We start from the raw sequence: 15,690 nt of genomic DNA, 5'->3' as shown, positions 1-15,690 counted from the left end.
TCCTAGAGGCTTGATGCCATGGGGTTAGGCATCATCTGGAACGCAATGTTGTATACGATGATGGCCACAATAACCCATGCAGTTGTAAGAAGAGCGTGCATTAACACAGGCGATTTCTCAAAACGGCCCAGGCGATTCAGCCCTAGGTAGATAAGAGACTCACCGATCACAATCGAGAACGCAAAGATTGCTACCAGAAGATATATCGTCAGGATGGGGTTCTCTGCAAAGTTCTTCCCATTTGTACCCATTGTGAGAAGAACAAAGAGGTAGAGCAGAAGATAGGAGCCAACCAAAGGAAGAGCCGCAACACCTGCCGCGCTCATGCAGTCGTTGAAACTCGACTGAACTTTTCCGATACGAGCGGTCAGCATGAGCTGCAAGCCGCGCAGAACGTGAATCGCAAAAATTGCGACAAAGAAAATCAGGAAAATCATGACGGTCTGCCCGAAGTTTCCTCCCTGAGAGGAGCTCCCCCGGCTGCTGTAGAATGATCCGCGGAACATGTAGAAAAGCCCAAGAAGACCGCTGACCAGCTGCGTAATGACCAAAGAGCCTGCGAAGGACTGTGCTGCTACAGCGATAATCCATCCCCAAGGTTGGCTGTCCTGCAGTCTTTTATGTGCTTCGCCCGGCTGGCTCTTAAAGACATCAAGGAAGCTGCCCCAAACATTCTTGAGAGCTTCAGCAAAAGGGTTTGGCGCTGCCGGTGCTGCTGGCTGGGCGAAACCAGCATGCGGGTCTCCCTGAGGCTGTGCAGGGTTTTGCGGGTTAAACCCGTTCGGCTGGGGAATCTGCTGGTTCGGAGCACCCGGAACAGGGTTTCCAAACTGATTAGGATCCTGCTGGTATTGCCCGCCCTGATCCTGGGGAGGTACAGACTGGTGCATATTAGGGTTCCCATACGGTTGAGCGGGGTTGGGGTTCTGGTACCCGCCATTGCCATAGCCTTGAGGTTGTTGTGGCTGACCTTGACCGGACTGCGGAATATTCTCACTCATCATCTTATCCTTATCTCGGATTTTCCTATGCAACAAGCCGATATACACTCGGGACGTTGCTTCAAGAAACCAGATAAGTCTGAAGATCTCGTGGCTAAGCCTTATTCCAGGAAGAAGGCGCTGGAGCAACAGTACTCCGTGTGTTTATCGGCGATGTCTCGCGTGTGCATGCGAGGTTACTTTTTACCCTACCTTAAATCTCGCTTCTACTCACGATAATTCGTCATATCTTCAGAAAATAAGGTATTTATTCTTCTTCTAATTTCTTCACGCGACGAGTCACCACGATGGGGATAGAGATCAGCACCACGATGAGCAGGGATGCTACGACAATCCCAGCAATCATAATTGGCCTATAGTTGCGGGGGGCCTTCTGCATATGAATTTCCATTGTGGCGGTGTTAATACCCTTGGCGCGCACATGAATTGCCCCATCGGACTGATCTACAACAGTATTAGCAGGAGGATTTACCACCGCCATACCGTCCGGAGCCACCACAATATATTCACTGTCGCCACTGAATCTATCGGTGACTTTAGCATCCGCAACGAGCTTGGCACGCAACGTCAGCTGATCGTTCTCACCCTTCTCAAGACTTACCTCGCTGCCGGGCATATAGTTGTTGAGCAAACGTTGGAAATCTTGAACTTTGATATTGCTGATCCGGGTAGTAAAGGTACGCCCTATACCCTGCTCATTACGCTCCATATTATGTTCACCGGTCTTTGTATTGGAGGCACCAAAGATCTCATTAATACTCCGGCTAAAAAGCATTGCATCGAGCGGGCTAAAGGTATATTGGAAGCTCGCACTCAAAGAAGACTCGGAGCTGATGTAGAAAGTGCTTGAAAATTTCTCAGGAACCACTCGGCGGCTCATCGTATAGCTAACAACCGAAGATGTACCAGAATCGTATTTTGCTGCCTCGTTGACGCTGTACAGAGCTTCGTCGCCGCTCTTACCCCAGGATGCGGGCGCTGCCACAAGCCCCAATGGCGGGGATGACATGCTCGCATCACAAATACCGGCACAATCAATATGTACATTTGCGGTTGATAAAAGCTCTTGATTTTCTCCTGTGGACTCGCTGAAAGAGATGGAATTATTCTTGGTTCCGAGAAGCTGTTCGAGGTCTCTATTAACCTGGTCGATGCTATTCGCAGTAAATGTTACGTGCCGACCCTGCGCTTCTTTCGGGATAAGAGCATCTTTACCCACAAAATACGGCTGATACGAATGAATATCGGACTCTACCTTTTGGTTATCAACTTTGACGGCCTCCAGATAGGTATCTAGGTCTTGAAGCTCGCTTTGCCCAATCTCACCTTTAAAATCTCCGAGAAGCAAGTGCCCCTCAAAGGTACCGTCTTCCTTGAGCTGAAGCACAAAAATAAGATTGCGAACATGAGGCGAAGGAACATCCTGCTGATCTGCGCGAGCCGCTGTCAGGAAGGCCGAGCCATGATCGTGTGTAGGCACCGGCGCGAGAACGGGTGCCGCCACGCCAAGAACAGAGGCGAGGGTAAACGCGGTGGCAAAACGCAGAAAGCGGCGCTCATATAAACCGTGTAGCGCTCTCATGCAGGATTTATCGGTGGTCATTATTCCTCTTTTGAGTGAGCCGGAGTCTCTAGCAGGGGTTCCGAGAGAAAATGGTGCTTTTCAAAAGTAGCTGGCAAACACTTTATCTCTCAAATGTTCGTATCTAATGTAGCGTGTTTATGCTCTCTGTTCTAACTCGCGTAACTCGAACCCCGATATAAAGCGAAAAGACCCCGCTCGGCGACATGTAATAAATGAGTCATACCGAGCGGGGTCTGTAGGGAGTGTGGGACTTGAACCCACGACCAAAGGATTATGAGTCCTCTGCTCTAACCGGCTGAGCTAACTCCCCTAGAGGCTTAGCGCGTAAGCCACGTCTCTAGAGTACCTGAGGGGTACAGTTTTGGCGAATCTTAGACACACCTTATTTTTCAGAACGTTGAGCAAGAAAACGCTCATAGGGGGCATCCGATACATATAATTCCTCAAAAGTGCGCCAGGTATTCTCCGCACTATGGAATTCCACAATACGGCGGCTCTCACGCCCCATCTGCTCACGTTCAGCGGCAGGTAGACGAAGAATTGCTGTAAGTTTATCCGCCAAATCCTGCGGATTATTAGGCTCAAAGAGGTATCCGTTAACGCCTTCTTCCACGAGATGTGGAAGCGCTAGGGCGTTTGCCAAGACTACGGGGGTGGATGCGCTCATAGCCTCCAAGGAGACAAGCGACTGCAGCTCTGCGGTCCCAGGCTGACAGAAAATATCTGCCCTCTGGTAAACACCCGGCAGTTCTTCGTCCGGAACAAACCCGCGGAACGTTACTCGGTTTTCAACACCGCATTCGCGTGCCTTCTGTTCGAGGGTTTCACGAAGCTCGCCGCCTCCAGCGATATCAAGGCGAACGTGGTCAAGGTCTTCGGGGAGAAGAGAGAGCGCCTCAATAAGCACATCCACGTGCTTCTCTTCAGCAAGACGGCCCACGAAGGTTACACGCAGTTCGCCGGGTGCTTTGCCCAAATCTGCGCCCTCAGCAAGCTCGTAGTCGCTGATTTCAATGCCGTTAGAAACAGGCATAACGGGGCGAGTAAATCTTCCAAGATCTCGCATCGCATCGGCGCCGATCTGAGTCGGAGTTGTCACCACCGCCGCATATTTGAAAAGACGGCGCATATCCGCCCAGGTAATGTGCGCATACACCTTTTTGATGGGTTCCGGAAACGGCAGGAATGGATCTAAATTTGCGGGCATAAAGTGGTTGGTGGCGATAACTCGAATTCCACGCTTATGTGCCTGCTTCAGTAATGCGCGCCCGATAATGTAGTGGCACTGCACATGAATAACATCCGGCTTAACTTCGTCAAGGATACGACCCACCTCAGCGTGGATTTCCCAGGGAATACAAATGCGGTTGGTTTCATGAGTGGGGGGCAGATGCGAACGCAGACGGTGCTCGACGATGCCGCCCTCTACGACGGTTCGGTAGCTAGGTCCACGGCTGGGATTTGCGGCAACCACGTGTACTTCGTGCCCGCGCTTGAGCATAGAGGTCGCTAGGCGGTGCCCAAATTGTGCCGCGCCGTTCACATCGGGGGGATAGGTCTCAGCACCGATCAGGATCTTCTTTGCCTGCTGCATCGCCTGTTCTCCTTGGTCTGACTTCTCAGGTGTATGGGGTGTTCTTCATTATTTTATCGGGTGTTATCGCGTTCCTCAGCATAGAGAGGCCTTGGAGTTCTCTGAGAGTCTCTCCAAAAACCCTCAAAAAATGGCCCGCCACCGCGAAGGTGACGGGCCAATGATACGGAGTTTGTGGTGCAGATACTTACGTTAGCGTCGCACAATCTTTCGGAGGAAGAGTACGACTGCAGAGAGCGATGCGCCCAGAGCTGCGAAGGACTTCCACCGAGCCTTAACAACCTCAGGCTTGGATGCATTGCTGACCATGTTGCGCCCAACGGTAGCCGCGCTGCTGGGCGCGTTCTGCACACCGGTCTTTGCGGAGTCTACGGTTGATTGGGTGAAGGATTGAGCATTCTGTGCGTACTTCTGCATATCATCGCGCAAAGCTGCAAGGTGTGCGCGACGTTCTTTAGTGCGCTGCTGAATCTGCTCAATGGTGAGCGGCTTGGGTTCTTCTTCGCCGCGTGCCTTACGCTCCTCAGCTTCTTGGCGTGCCTTCTCTGCAGCGGCCTCACGCTCTGCCTGCTTGCGCGCTGCACGTTCAGCCTGCTCTTGTTTCAAACGGGAGGCTGTCATTGCGCTGCCCTCACGAAGCACACCGAGATCGAAGAGAACGCCGAAGATTGCCGATTCGGGAGCAAAGGGCAGCTGGGCTTTAACCTTTTTATATCCGATAAGCCCTAAAATGGCGAGAATAATGAGGAAGACGCCTGCCCAAATCAGCGCCGAGGCCCATAAAGGTACAAGCTGTCCAAGGAGGAAGATAAGCAGACCGATAATAGCGATGACCATGAAGCACGCAAAAACAGCTGCGACGGCGAGGAAGGCTGCACCTTTGCCAAGAGCGACGCCTTTGGTCTTAAGCTCGTGCTTTGCAATCTGGACTTCGTCTTTGACCTGGTTAATACCTAGGGTTTTAAGTACCTTAGCGGCATCAAAGAGACCCGCGATACTTGACTTAATCCCTGCAATGCCTGCTCGTATGCCTTGGGGATTAGTGTTTGTGGTCATGCCCACCTCTCCGTGATTGTTCTGTGTGGAGCTTCTGTTTAGCACCCCACGGTTATTATTCTAGCTCTATTCTTACCGCAGGTGTGTTGTTACACAGCCGCCCCAGCGATCACACCAACCAAACCGTATGGTTTTTCTGCTCTCATCAAATCTTCAGAAGGCGGCAGTATACGGTTTTATGGTGCGTAGGGTATCTTTCGCATTCTACCGTGTGCTGTGTAATTTCTCGAAAACTTTTGTGCGTATGCATTCATATAGTGTTCGAGACAGCGATGTTTGAGGCGCGAGAGGGTTCTTGTGCGAGGGTATTTAGAGACCCCCAGCGTTGAGAAAATATGGAGCGGTTTACTGACTCGAATCTAGTCACCATATAGAGAAAGGACCTCTGGCGTACTCTGAGGCCCTTTACTAAGCTTCTCCGACTGGACTCGAAATAGACGAAGCCCGATAGGAGGTGCCCCAGCGCCTCTGTAGGGCGAAGTGGGTTACTGGCAAAGTCCAGTCACCATACAAAAAAGCCTCGGAGCTTTGCTCTGAGGCTTTTAAATGCTCCCCCGACTGGACTCGAACCAGTAACCCTTCGATTAACAGTCGAATGCTCTGCCAATTGAGCTACGGGGGATTATCCCGTTACGGCGTTTATCCGCAACGAGTAATAACTATACCGGCTGTTTGTTGCCTCCGCAACTTAGGGTATAGTGATGTACCTTACTAGTTTTTTGTGAGTGTTCTGCGGCGCATTTCAAGCTCTAAAAGCTCTCGCTGCACGTGCGCATACTCTTCACCGTCAGAGGCCGAACTGAGCTGCTCCAGGCGCATCATGAGGTCGGATTTCTGTCGGGTGATCTGGTGGATAAAGAGGCTGTTGAGAGTACCCTCAATAAACCTGGGGAGGTGCTCTTCGTGGGCTATGGGCAGCGCCGCTACACTCAGTTCGGCGATCGCGGGGTGTACCTCGGCGATAGTACCGGAACGCACTACGTTGAGCCACTCAACCCCGGCAGCGGGCGCTACCGTGGAGGCCGCGTGTATGATGCCGCGAGAAATTTCGCGGTGCATACGGTAGCGGAATTCTACGCGGGCGAATTCCTGCCACTGGGATACGCTCATCAAGTGAGGATGCTGCAGGGCGATTTCGAGCGCGGCCTTTTCCAAACGCGCCACGGGGTCGGCGGGATCGGGGGCGAGTATTGGCTCTCCCCCGGCGGTATTTGCCACGCTAGTATCACTGTGAGTGTCTGGCATAGTATTTCCGGGGTTCACGGATCCTTCTGGCTGATACGCAGGGTTTCCAGCAGATGCGTTCCACGGCTGAGCTGAGTAGTTCTGCGGAACCTGCTGACCGTATCCAGATACCTGCTCGTACCGGGGCGTTTGGGCCTGCTGAGCCACCGGTTCGTAACGCTTTTTCTGCTGCGGGTGGCGCTGGGCGTAGGCAACTGCACGCTGTATTTCCTCAAGTTCCATACCGAGCTGTCCAGAGACTTTACGCATATAGGCCGGGCGCAGGTCGCGGTCCCTGATTCCGGCGATAATGGGCGCGATGGCACGCATCGCCAGCACACGCCCCTCTAGGGTGGTCAGGTCGAAGCGTTTGAGGGTTGTGTCGATGACAAATTCGAAGAGCGGACGGCGAGAGGCGATAAGGGATCGTACCGCCGCATCACCCCTGTGCAAGCGAAGGTCGCACGGATCCATACCTTCTTGGGCGACCGCCACATATGTTTGTGCCACGAAACGCTGATCCTCTTCAAACGCTGCGAGCGCGGCTTTCTGCCCCGCAGCGTCGCCATCGAAGGTAAAGATAATTTCTCCGCCGGAACCGTCATCGGTGATCATGCGGCGTACCACTTTGATGTGCCCTGCACCGAAGGCGGTGCCGCAGGTTGCTACGGCGGTTTTAATGCCTGCCAGATGTGCCGCCATAACATCGGTATAGCCCTCGACGATGACGACCTGTTTGGTTTTGGTCATCTCACGTTTGGCAAGGTCGATGCCGTAGAGCACTTGCGATTTTTTGTATAGCGGCGTTTCGGGGGTGTTGAGGTATTTGGGGCCTTGGTCGTCGTCGAAGAGACGGCGTGCACCGAATCCGATGGTTTCGCCCGCTATGGTGCGGATGGGCCAGATGATGCGCCCACGAAAACGGTCGTAGAGGCCGCGGTTCCCTTCAGAGAACATACCGGTAGCGCGCAGTTCCTCGTCGGTAAATCCTTGGGAACGCAGATGTTTGAGCAGATTGTCCCAGCCGCGGGGGGCGTATCCGACCCCGAAGGTTTTGGTGGCGGCTGGGTCGAACCCGCGAGCGCCGAGAAAGCGTTGTGCTTCCCCTGCGTTCGCTGAGTAGAGGCTGCGTTCAAAGAATTCTGCGGCGATTTTGTGTGCGTCGAGAAGTCGGCGGCGCAGGCTTGCTTCGTACCTGTCTCGCGGGTTTCCGCCTTCATAGTGCAGGGTGTAGCCGATACGCGCCGCTAAGCGTTCAACGGTTTCGGTAAACCCGGTGTGTTCCATCGCCATGACGAAGGAGTAGACGTCACCGGATTCGCCGCATCCGAAGCAGTGGTAGGTGCCCATTTGCGGGCGCACGTTGAAGGAGGGCGTGCGTTCGTCGTGGAACGGGCACAGCCCTTTGTACGCGCCGATACCTGCACCTTTGAGGGTTACGTATCCCTCAACGATTTCGCGGATGTCGGTACGGGCGCGTACTTCATCAATGTCTTCTTTGCGGATTAGTCCAGCCATCGTCTCATTTCTGCTGCACCGTGCTGTAATACAGTTTTAGGTATTTCATGCCCGTCTATACACGGGTCTCTGTCTTGTCTTTGCCGCGTGGAAGGCTGCGGCTACCACAAGGGCTTCTCCCCCAGCATCCAGGGGGTTCCGTTAATGCGTTTATAGAGCGCAACCGCCGACCTGTCGGTTAGGGATGCCACTTGATCAATGACAAGGCGCAGGCGTGCATCGTCGTCATGAGTCCCCAGCTGCGCGTAGTCCGTTCTGAAGATGCTGTCGATATACTGCGGGTTTGCGCGCTGGGAATCTTCGTAGAGCGCTTCAACTAGAATACCCAGTATTTCGTGCTGGTGTTCGTAGTGGGGTTGGGCGTCACGAACCGTCATAACGAATGCTGTTGCGATCCCCTTCATGACGGCGATTTCGTCTCGGGTATCTTCCGGTACGATCAGTTCGGCGCTGTAGCGGGTTAGCGGGGTGTTTCGCCCATAACGTTCACGGGTTGCTTCCACAGCGCTCCAGGCGAAACGACCGATGAGTTTACTGGTGAGTCCCTTGAACTGGGCTAGGGAGGCGCGCGAACCGGTCATGCACGGAACCCACCGGTTCAGGGTCTCTAACCGGCTGAGTGCCGCATCCAGCTGTTCGTCAGTAGCGGCTGGCAGATACCATTGGCGGGTCATGTCGAAGACGGCTTGCCGATGCTTCGCCTCACGCAGCTGTTCTAACTGCACGTGCCCGCCGAAGACTGCATCTTCAACGTCGTGCACCGAGTATGAAATATCGTCGGCAAGGTCCATAACCTGCGCTTCCAGGCATTTGCGCTGGGACTCTACCCCGGCATCACGCGCGCCCTCGCGGAACCATTCAAAGACCGGCAGGTCATCCTCGTAAACACCGAATTTGTGGGTTTGGGTACCATCTGCGCGACGTGGTGCATCTGTGCGCGTCCACGGATATTTGCAGGTTGCGTCCAGGGATGCTCGTGTCAGGTTCAGACCCGCAGATACGTCATGTTCGGCGATCACTTTCGGTTCAAGGCGGCTGAGCAGCCTAAGGGTTTGGGCGTTGCCCTCGAACCCGCCCATATGGGCGGCGAGCTTGTTCAGGGCACGTTCACCGTTATGTCCAAAGGGCGGATGCCCCAGGTCATGAGAGAGGCAAGCAGTATCAACTACGTCTGGATCGCATCCGAGCATCCCGCCCACTTCGCGCCCGACCTGGGCGACTTCAAGGGAATGAGTGAGACGGGTACGCACGAAATCGTCCGTATCCGGGTTCATAACCTGGGTTTTAGCGCCTAGACGCCGCAGCGCTGAGGAGTGAAGCACACGGGCACGATCACGTTCAAAGGGGGTGCGATCCCGGAACGGATGTATTTCGGGCACCCAGCGTTCCGAATCGTCGGGGGTGTACCCTGCGGGCAGGTTCCATTCCCAACGTTCCTGCCCCTCTTCGGCAATGCGAGTCATCGCTCCTCCGTTCCTGCTTCCGGTGCGTCTGGCACATTGTTTACTACCTATATAAGCACTATTTCACTCAGACGCAATGTTTTTATCAGACTACGACAAACTCCAACCGATTATCCGCCCGAGATATCGAGTTCCGCCTCCACGAGTCCAAGCCTTTCAGCATCCCCTAGAATACGAGAATTAAGCCACCCATCCGGCAGATGCGGTTTCTTCGGACTTCCGGCCCGGCCGCGCGAACCTTCAACCGCAGCCCCCGGATACCCGATACTGTGATCAAGCTGCCCCAGCAGTTCGCGGAAAGTCGCTAAATCAGGTACGGTCGCCATCTTGGCACGCAGCTCGCCGCCCACCGGGTAACCCTTGAAATACCAGGCAACATGTTTACGGATCTCACGCAGTCCCTTGTACTCATCCGCAAAAGTCTCAACAAGCAGCTCGGCATGCCGGTAAATCATTGCGGCAACCTCACTCAGAGTAGGTCGGATACGCTCGGTACTACCCTCAAAAGCATTCTGCAGATCGCCAAAAAGCCACGGGCGCCCTTGGCAGCCGCGCCCAATCACCACGCCGTCCACACCGGTCTGTTCGACCATACGCACGGCATCTTCAGCGGCAAAAATATCGCCGTTGCCTAAGATGGGAACGTCTGAAATCGCCTCGCGAAGCTGCGCGATGGAGTCCCAATCCGCTGTTCCCGAATAGTGCTGGGCAGCGGTGCGCCCGTGCAGGGCTATGGCGGCGACTCCCGCATCCCGGGCGATCTTAGCGGATTCAAGGAATGTGATGTGGTCATCATCGATGCCTTTACGCATCTTGATGGTCAGGGGAATATCGTTGCGCGATGCTTCTTTGACCGCCGTGTGCACAATCGCGGTGAAGAGATCGGTTTTCCACGGAAGCGCCGCGCCGCCGCCGCGTTTTGTGACTTTCGGCGCCGGGCACCCAAAGTTCAAGTCGATATGATCCGCACGGTCTTCCTCCACGACCAGCCGAATAGCCTTACCCACGTTAACCGCGTCTACCCCGTAAATCTGGATGGAGCGAATCTGCTCATCCGCATCGTGTTCGATAATACGCATCGACTCGGGTTTGCGTTCCACGAGGGCGCGCGCCGTCACCATCTCGGTCACATATAATCCACCGCCGTACTCGCGGCACAGACGACGGAACGCCTTATTCGTCACACCCGCCATCGGGGCGAGCACTACAGGCGTTTCAACGGTCAGTTTACCGAGTTTCAGCGGCGGTAATTTCAGGTGGGAGGCTTCAGAATTCACCTCTATATTGTGGCATACACACGCAAATCGGCGCGGATGCACCTACCCCGGTTCACGACAGGCGCACCGGTCAGCGTTCGGCAAGGTTGTCAAGCCCTCACGCTGCGAGTTTTCTGGGGCCTCTTCTGGGCACTTTGTTCTTTAGGAAGCGGCACCCGGATAATCGCTTGCGTAAATGTAGGTTGGGTCGCCTTCCACGCTCGCGATTCCGGCACGCAGAAGAGCATCGGTTACCTCTACGAGAGCGGTCATCGAGTCGTCTACCTCAACCAACACCGGGTACTGCGCCGTCAATAGCGAAAGAAGCTGCATAATAGCCTCGACCGCGCCTTCGTTCTGCATGTCATATCCGAGCAAAACCTCAGTCGCGGTATTCTCATCGACCAGCGCGGCGGCGGGGTCAGTCTCAAAGGGGTGATAACTCACCGCAAAGGCAATGATTTCGCCTTTCTTCCCCTCTTTCTCAGCCTGCTGAATGTTATCGCGCAGTACCAACGCCCCGAAGGCGCGTGCCTCGTCCGAGAGGAAATACCGGTTTACGGTCCCTAACCCGACCTCGGCGGGAACATCCCAATCGTGTGAATCGCGGTAGAACTCCCAGAGTTTTGAGGTCAACTCAACCGAGCCGGTCGCCAAATCCTCAATTGCCTGGGTGGGTTTGCCGTTCTCATCCTCACGCAGGGGCACCGGCGGAATCGCGCCTGCATCAATATGAACCAAACGCGAGCGCTGAATCATTTTCATGCCCTTTGCCTGCGCAAATTCCTCGCCGGTGCTAAATGGTGCCAGCTTCACGCGGAGGTTCGGAACCTGCCCGTTTTCGGCGGCGATCTCACGCAGCCGGTCTAAAAGCTCGGTACCTAACCCGGCGCGGCGGTGCCCTTCGGCAACCTCAAGATAGGTCCACAGGCGTTGTGGATGCAGAAGTGACGCGGTCACCACACCAGCGGCGATAGGCACACCCGAGTCGGTGACCACAAGGGTCCGGCTAAAAGGTGCGTCCGAGGCCTCTCCGAACGATGCGCGCTGCTGCGCCTCCTGCTCGCTTCGCGGATCTCCCCACACCTGCAGAAGTTCTAAATCGTCGCCTTCGCGCCATGGACGAAATTCGTAGGTGTTCATGGGATGCCTTTCTTCCACAGGGTGCGCGGGTTTCACCGCGAGGATAGGGTTCTCACTATTGTACGTATCGGCTAGGTTCTGCACCAGATCCTAGTAACTGCCTGAAAATACTGGCGGGGCCCTCCGTTGCAGAGAACCCCACCCATGTACATATTGAAAAGAATCTATATAGCCAGACGCGCCGCCAAGTATGCCTTCACCTGATCGAGTGCCACGCGCTCCTGGCTCATGGTGTCACGCTCACGGATGGTGACCGCCTGATCCTCCAAAGTATCGAAGTCTACGGTAATGCAGAACGGGGTGCCGATTTCGTCTTGGCGGCGATAACGGCGACCGATAGCCCCCGCCTCGTCATAGTCGATATTCCAGGCACCGCACAGATCGGCTGCCAACTTGTGGGCGGGCTCGGAGAGCTCGGGCTTCTTCGACAGGGGCAGAACGGCAGCCTTCACAGGCGCCAGGCGCGGATCGAGTTTAAGAACCACGCGCTTATCAACGCCACCCTTAGTGTTCGGGGCTTCATCCTCAACGTAAGCATCGACGAGGAACGCCATCATGGAGCGTGTCAGGCCAAAGGAAGGCTCGATAACGTAGGGCACGTAACGTTCGCCGCTGGCCTGGTCAAAGTATTCAAGCTTCGCGTTCGAGTGTTCATTGTGCACGCCCAGGTCATAATCGGTGCGGTTTGCCACACCCATGAGTTCGCCCCATTCGCCGCCTTGGAAACCAAAACGGTACTCAATGTCGATGGTGCCCGCCGAGTAGTGCGCACGGTCGTCCTCAGGAACATCGAACCGGCGCATGTTCTCGGGGTTAATACCCAGGTCGACAAACCAATTCCAGCAGTCTTCAACCCATGCGTTGAAGTGCTTATCTGCTTCATCGGGGTGAACGAAGTATTCGATTTCCATCTGCTCGAATTCGCGGGTGCGGAAGATGAAGTTGCCGGGGGTGATCTCGTTACGGAACGCCTTACCGATCTGCCCGATACCGAAGGGCGGACGTTTACGGGCCGCGGTTACCACGTTGTTGAAGTTTACGAAGATGCCCTGCGCGGTTTCGGGGCGCAGAAAGTGCAGCCCTTCCTCGTTATCGACAGGACCCAGGTAGGTTTTCAACAGGCCCGAAAAGTTCTGCGGCTCGGTCCATTCGCCGCGGGTGCCGCAGTTCGGGCAGACAACCTCACCCATATTTTCAGGTGCACGCCCCTTTTTAGCTTCGAAAGCCTCAATCAGGTGGTCTTGGCGCTGGCGCCTGTGGCACGAGAGGCATTCCACCAGCGGATCCATAAAGGTTGCCACGTGCCCGGATGCTTCCCACACCGGACGAGGCAGGATTACCGAAGAGTCCAGCCCAACCATATCCGCGCGTGAACGCACGAAACGCTGCCACCACTGCTGACGGATATTTTCTTTCAGCTCCACGCCGAGGGGACCGTAATCCCATGCGGAGCGGGAACCGCCGTAGATTTCACCCGCCTGGAAGACGAAGCCGCGGCGCTTAGCGAGCGCAATAACGTTATCGAGAGTGGACTTTTCTGCCATGTTTACTCCTTTATGCCCCGCCACCGGCTGTGGCGTGCGTGAGTTCAGTGTTCTTCCGCGCGCGGTAAGCGCCGGGATATACGGTCACAAGTACAAGATACTAGGGTATCATTGCATGCCTGCGTTACCGTGTAGTTTCTGGGCAACGGTAGACAGTGTTTAGTTAGAGCGTGTAGATGAGGAACACGTGGCGGGTTAGTATGACTGCCGCACATGGCGCCCTCCCGCCGATACACTGGTGACATGGAGAAAATCTATATTCGTGACGAAATGATTCGTCTGGGACAGTTTTTGAAGCTGGCTAATCTGGTCGAAGACGGTGCGCAGGCACGCGAAGTAATCCAGCATGGGCTGGTAAAGGTCAATGGGCAGATTGAGGAGGCGCGGGGCAAACAGCTGCATCCGGGCGATACGGTGAGCTTCAACGGGGTAAGTGTGCAGGTGGCTCAGGACTAGGTTTTCTGTCCTTTCCCTTCCCGCAATAACGCATTTTGGGTTGTATAACGCGCCTTCCTGCGGTGCGTTATACAACCCAAAATGCTTTATTCAGGTCCTTTTAGTCGGCTGACCCTTGATCTGACACCCCAGCGTTACCCGCTGCATCCGCAACCTTCTCGTCACGGATGCGCGGCGCGTTTCCCAGCACCTTCACGTCGATGAACTCGCCTACGTGCCGTATTTCCAGGGCGCTTACCCCGTGCCCGGCACCCGCATACAGAACTTTGATGCCGTCGGTGTACGCGCGAATCCACTCGTAGGTGTAATCCACAAAGGGCTGCGGAATAATAGGGTCTTCCTGGTCCCTGCCGAAGAAAACGGGCAGCTCGGTGGCTTTGAGCTCGTCGTCCTTGAAATAAGGAGAGTCCGATTCGACCGCGTACCCGGAGAGCCCCACCAGTGCAGCAAATTTTCCTGGGCGATGCCGCACCATAGAAGTTGCCACCGCCATGCCTTGTGAGAACCCCACCAGCGCGACCGAAGCGTAGTGTGATTCTTGCTGTTCGACCCACTCCAGCACGTAGTCGCTGGCCTGTTCTATGGTCCGCACATCCGCGTTGAGCTGCTGATCAAGCGGGTACCACTGGTAGCCTATGGCCTCGGCGGGAATGTGGGCACCGGTTGTGTCCGCCGAAAACTGGGTGCCTACCGGCTGCGGGGCGCGCATCCCAGCATAGGTGACACCCTCCTGCGGCAGATGTTCAGCCAGCGACAGCAGGTCTTTCTCGTGCGAACCGTACCCGTGCAGCAGAAGCACCAAGTGGGTTCCGGCGCGTTCATCCTCGGGTCGGGAATATTCGACAATGTACGTATTTTCACTCATATCTTCATCTTACCGAGGAGCCTGCCATAAACAACCGAAATAGATTTCCGCTCAAGGCTTGACCCTCACCCAACGTCAGGATCTACAGTAAAAACATGGACGCGAACACTACACCAGATGGCGGGCAGCACGAGTACACCGTGGGAGAGGCCGCATCCCTGCACGGGCTGACCGTGCGCACGCTTCACCACTGGGAACAGCGGGGTCTGATCAGCCCCGCGCACGATGAGCTCAACGGATACCGCTACTACAGTGATGCCGATCTTGAGCGCATCACCGTCATTATGGGGTATCGCGCCATTGGCATGAGCCTTAAAGCCATTCGCAGCGTACTGCAGGACGAAGCAAACAGCACCGAGCATCTACTCGCCCAGCGAGATATGCTCCAGCGCAAAATGGCCGCCTATGAGCGCATGCTAACAACACTAGATCAACTTTTGGAGGATGCAATGGCACCTAAGAACGAACAGCTCACCGCTGCAGAAAAAGCAGAAATTATGGGAGACGGGTTCAGCCCCGCACGTGAGCAAGAAGCGCAGGAACGTTACGGGCACACCGACGATTGGGCTGAATACCAACGCCGTACTGCGGCCATGAGCCGCACCGACTGGGTGAAGGGCAAGCAGGAGCTTGACGCAGTTGAGCAAGCCCTCGTCGAGGCTTTCACTCGTGGCGTGCAGCCGGGCAGTGAGGAAGCGAATGCGCTTGCCGAGCGGCACCGCGCCTCACTTTTCTTCTTCGAGGTAACCCCCGCCAAGCACGCAATTCTGGCACGCGGTTATGTTGAGGACGCCCGTTTCAACGAGCACTACGAGAAGCTCGCTGCGGGACTGGCTGTCTGGTTACGGGACATCATCTACGAGAATGCCCGCGCCCACGGCCTTGACCCCGAGAATGTGACCTGGTGCTAACCTCGTCCATTCACAATTATCGGTACCGTACAAAAAGCCTTGTGGGGACTTATTTCACGCCGAAATATAGTCCT

General features: G+C 55.2%; 12 protein-coding genes and 2 tRNA genes. 2 read left to right on the top strand and 12 right to left on the bottom strand.

The genetic code is table 11. The features are described 5' to 3' along the window. Positions 1–2 precede the first annotated feature (2 nt). The 11 genes from HMPREF0733_RS07255 to HMPREF0733_RS07205 form a co-directional block, all read right to left on the bottom strand. Positions 3–1,001 carry a proline-rich domain-containing protein gene (locus tag HMPREF0733_RS07255; protein ID WP_244864676.1) on the bottom strand — a complete coding sequence of 333 codons (999 nt, stop codon included), beginning with the start codon at positions 999–1,001 and terminating at the stop codon, positions 3–5. A 247-nt stretch (positions 1,002–1,248) separates the two neighbouring features. Then, complete coding sequence (locus HMPREF0733_RS07250) at positions 1,249–2,604, bottom strand: hypothetical protein (RefSeq protein ID WP_013398720.1); 1,356 nt, start codon at positions 2,602–2,604, stop codon at positions 1,249–1,251. A 218-nt stretch (positions 2,605–2,822) separates the two neighbouring features. Next, a tRNA-Ile gene (locus tag HMPREF0733_RS07245) sits at positions 2,823–2,896 on the bottom strand. Positions 2,897–2,968: 72 nt separating this feature from the next. Continuing rightward, entirely contained in the window at positions 2,969–4,180 is a 1,212-nt protein-coding gene (locus HMPREF0733_RS07240; RefSeq protein WP_004006220.1) for a glycosyltransferase, read from the bottom strand. Positions 4,181–4,372: 192 nt separating this feature from the next. Next, the gene (locus tag HMPREF0733_RS07235; RefSeq protein ID WP_013398718.1) at positions 4,373–5,236 is read right to left on the bottom strand and encodes a phage holin family protein; all 864 of its coding nucleotides are present in this window, start codon (positions 5,234–5,236) and stop codon (positions 4,373–4,375) included. 549 nt (positions 5,237–5,785) lie between these two features. Continuing rightward, a tRNA-Asn gene (locus HMPREF0733_RS07230) sits at positions 5,786–5,858 on the bottom strand. Positions 5,859–5,947: 89 nt separating this feature from the next. Then, positions 5,948–7,978, bottom strand: coding sequence for a DNA primase (gene dnaG / locus HMPREF0733_RS07225; protein ID WP_013398716.1), 2,031 nt, complete (start codon positions 7,976–7,978; stop codon positions 5,948–5,950). A 101-nt stretch (positions 7,979–8,079) separates the two neighbouring features. After that, positions 8,080–9,441, bottom strand: a complete 1,362-nt coding sequence (locus HMPREF0733_RS07220; RefSeq protein ID WP_013398715.1) for a deoxyguanosinetriphosphate triphosphohydrolase — start codon at positions 9,439–9,441, stop codon at positions 8,080–8,082. A 110-nt stretch (positions 9,442–9,551) separates the two neighbouring features. Next, entirely contained in the window at positions 9,552–10,718 is a 1,167-nt protein-coding gene (gene dusB, locus HMPREF0733_RS07215) for a tRNA dihydrouridine synthase DusB (protein WP_013398714.1), read from the bottom strand. Between the two features lie 141 nt (positions 10,719–10,859). After that, on the bottom strand, positions 10,860–11,924 hold the full coding sequence (locus HMPREF0733_RS07210; protein ID WP_013398713.1) for a GNAT family N-acetyltransferase: 1,065 nt from the start codon (positions 11,922–11,924) through the stop codon (positions 10,860–10,862). An 80-nt stretch (positions 11,925–12,004) separates the two neighbouring features. Further along, positions 12,005–13,384 carry a glycine--tRNA ligase gene (locus tag HMPREF0733_RS07205; RefSeq protein WP_013398712.1) on the bottom strand — a complete coding sequence of 460 codons (1,380 nt, stop codon included), beginning with the start codon at positions 13,382–13,384 and terminating at the stop codon, positions 12,005–12,007. Positions 13,385–13,597: 213 nt separating this feature from the next. On the opposite strand from HMPREF0733_RS07205, the gene HMPREF0733_RS07200 reads away from it, so the two are divergent. After that, a complete protein-coding gene (locus HMPREF0733_RS07200; protein ID WP_013398711.1) occupies positions 13,598–13,840 on the top strand; it encodes an RNA-binding S4 domain-containing protein in 243 nt (80 codons plus the stop codon). 100 nt (positions 13,841–13,940) lie between these two features. Here HMPREF0733_RS07200 and HMPREF0733_RS07195 read toward each other — a convergent pair whose 3' ends face one another. Continuing rightward, entirely contained in the window at positions 13,941–14,705 is a 765-nt protein-coding gene (locus HMPREF0733_RS07195; RefSeq protein WP_013398710.1) for an alpha/beta hydrolase, read from the bottom strand. A 95-nt stretch (positions 14,706–14,800) separates the two neighbouring features. On the opposite strand from HMPREF0733_RS07195, the gene HMPREF0733_RS07190 reads away from it, so the two are divergent. Continuing rightward, entirely contained in the window at positions 14,801–15,616 is an 816-nt protein-coding gene (locus tag HMPREF0733_RS07190) for a MerR family transcriptional regulator (protein ID WP_013398709.1), read from the top strand. The last annotated feature ends 74 nt before the right edge of the window (positions 15,617–15,690 follow it).

Source organism: Rothia dentocariosa ATCC 17931 (assembly GCF_000164695.2).
Taxonomy (GTDB): Bacteria; Actinomycetota; Actinomycetes; order Actinomycetales; family Micrococcaceae; genus Rothia; species Rothia dentocariosa.
This window is presented reverse-complemented; position numbering and strand designations above follow the sequence as displayed.

What these genes read in the sequence shown, in the direction of transcription:
- HMPREF0733_RS07255 (WP_244864676.1), bottom strand. Translation starts at nt 1,001, where the DNA reads ATGAGTGAGAATATTCCGCAGTCCGGTCAAGGTCAGCCACAACAACCT.
- HMPREF0733_RS07250 (WP_013398720.1), bottom strand. Translation starts at nt 2,604, where the DNA reads ATGACCACCGATAAATCCTGCATGAGAGCGCTACACGGTTTATATGAG.
- HMPREF0733_RS07240 (WP_004006220.1), bottom strand. Translation starts at nt 4,180, where the DNA reads ATGCAGCAGGCAAAGAAGATCCTGATCGGTGCTGAGACCTATCCCCCC.
- HMPREF0733_RS07235 (WP_013398718.1), bottom strand. Translation starts at nt 5,236, where the DNA reads ATGACCACAAACACTAATCCCCAAGGCATACGAGCAGGCATTGCAGGG.
- dnaG (WP_013398716.1), bottom strand. Translation starts at nt 7,978, where the DNA reads ATGGCTGGACTAATCCGCAAAGAAGACATTGATGAAGTACGCGCCCGT.
- HMPREF0733_RS07220 (WP_013398715.1), bottom strand. Translation starts at nt 9,441, where the DNA reads ATGACTCGCATTGCCGAAGAGGGGCAGGAACGTTGGGAATGGAACCTG.
- HMPREF0733_RS07205 (WP_013398712.1), bottom strand. Translation starts at nt 13,384, where the DNA reads ATGGCAGAAAAGTCCACTCTCGATAACGTTATTGCGCTCGCTAAGCGC.
- HMPREF0733_RS07200 (WP_013398711.1), top strand. Translation starts at nt 13,598, where the DNA reads ATGGCGCCCTCCCGCCGATACACTGGTGACATGGAGAAAATCTATATT.
- HMPREF0733_RS07195 (WP_013398710.1), bottom strand. Translation starts at nt 14,705, where the DNA reads ATGAGTGAAAATACGTACATTGTCGAATATTCCCGACCCGAGGATGAA.
- HMPREF0733_RS07190 (WP_013398709.1), top strand. Translation starts at nt 14,801, where the DNA reads ATGGACGCGAACACTACACCAGATGGCGGGCAGCACGAGTACACCGTG.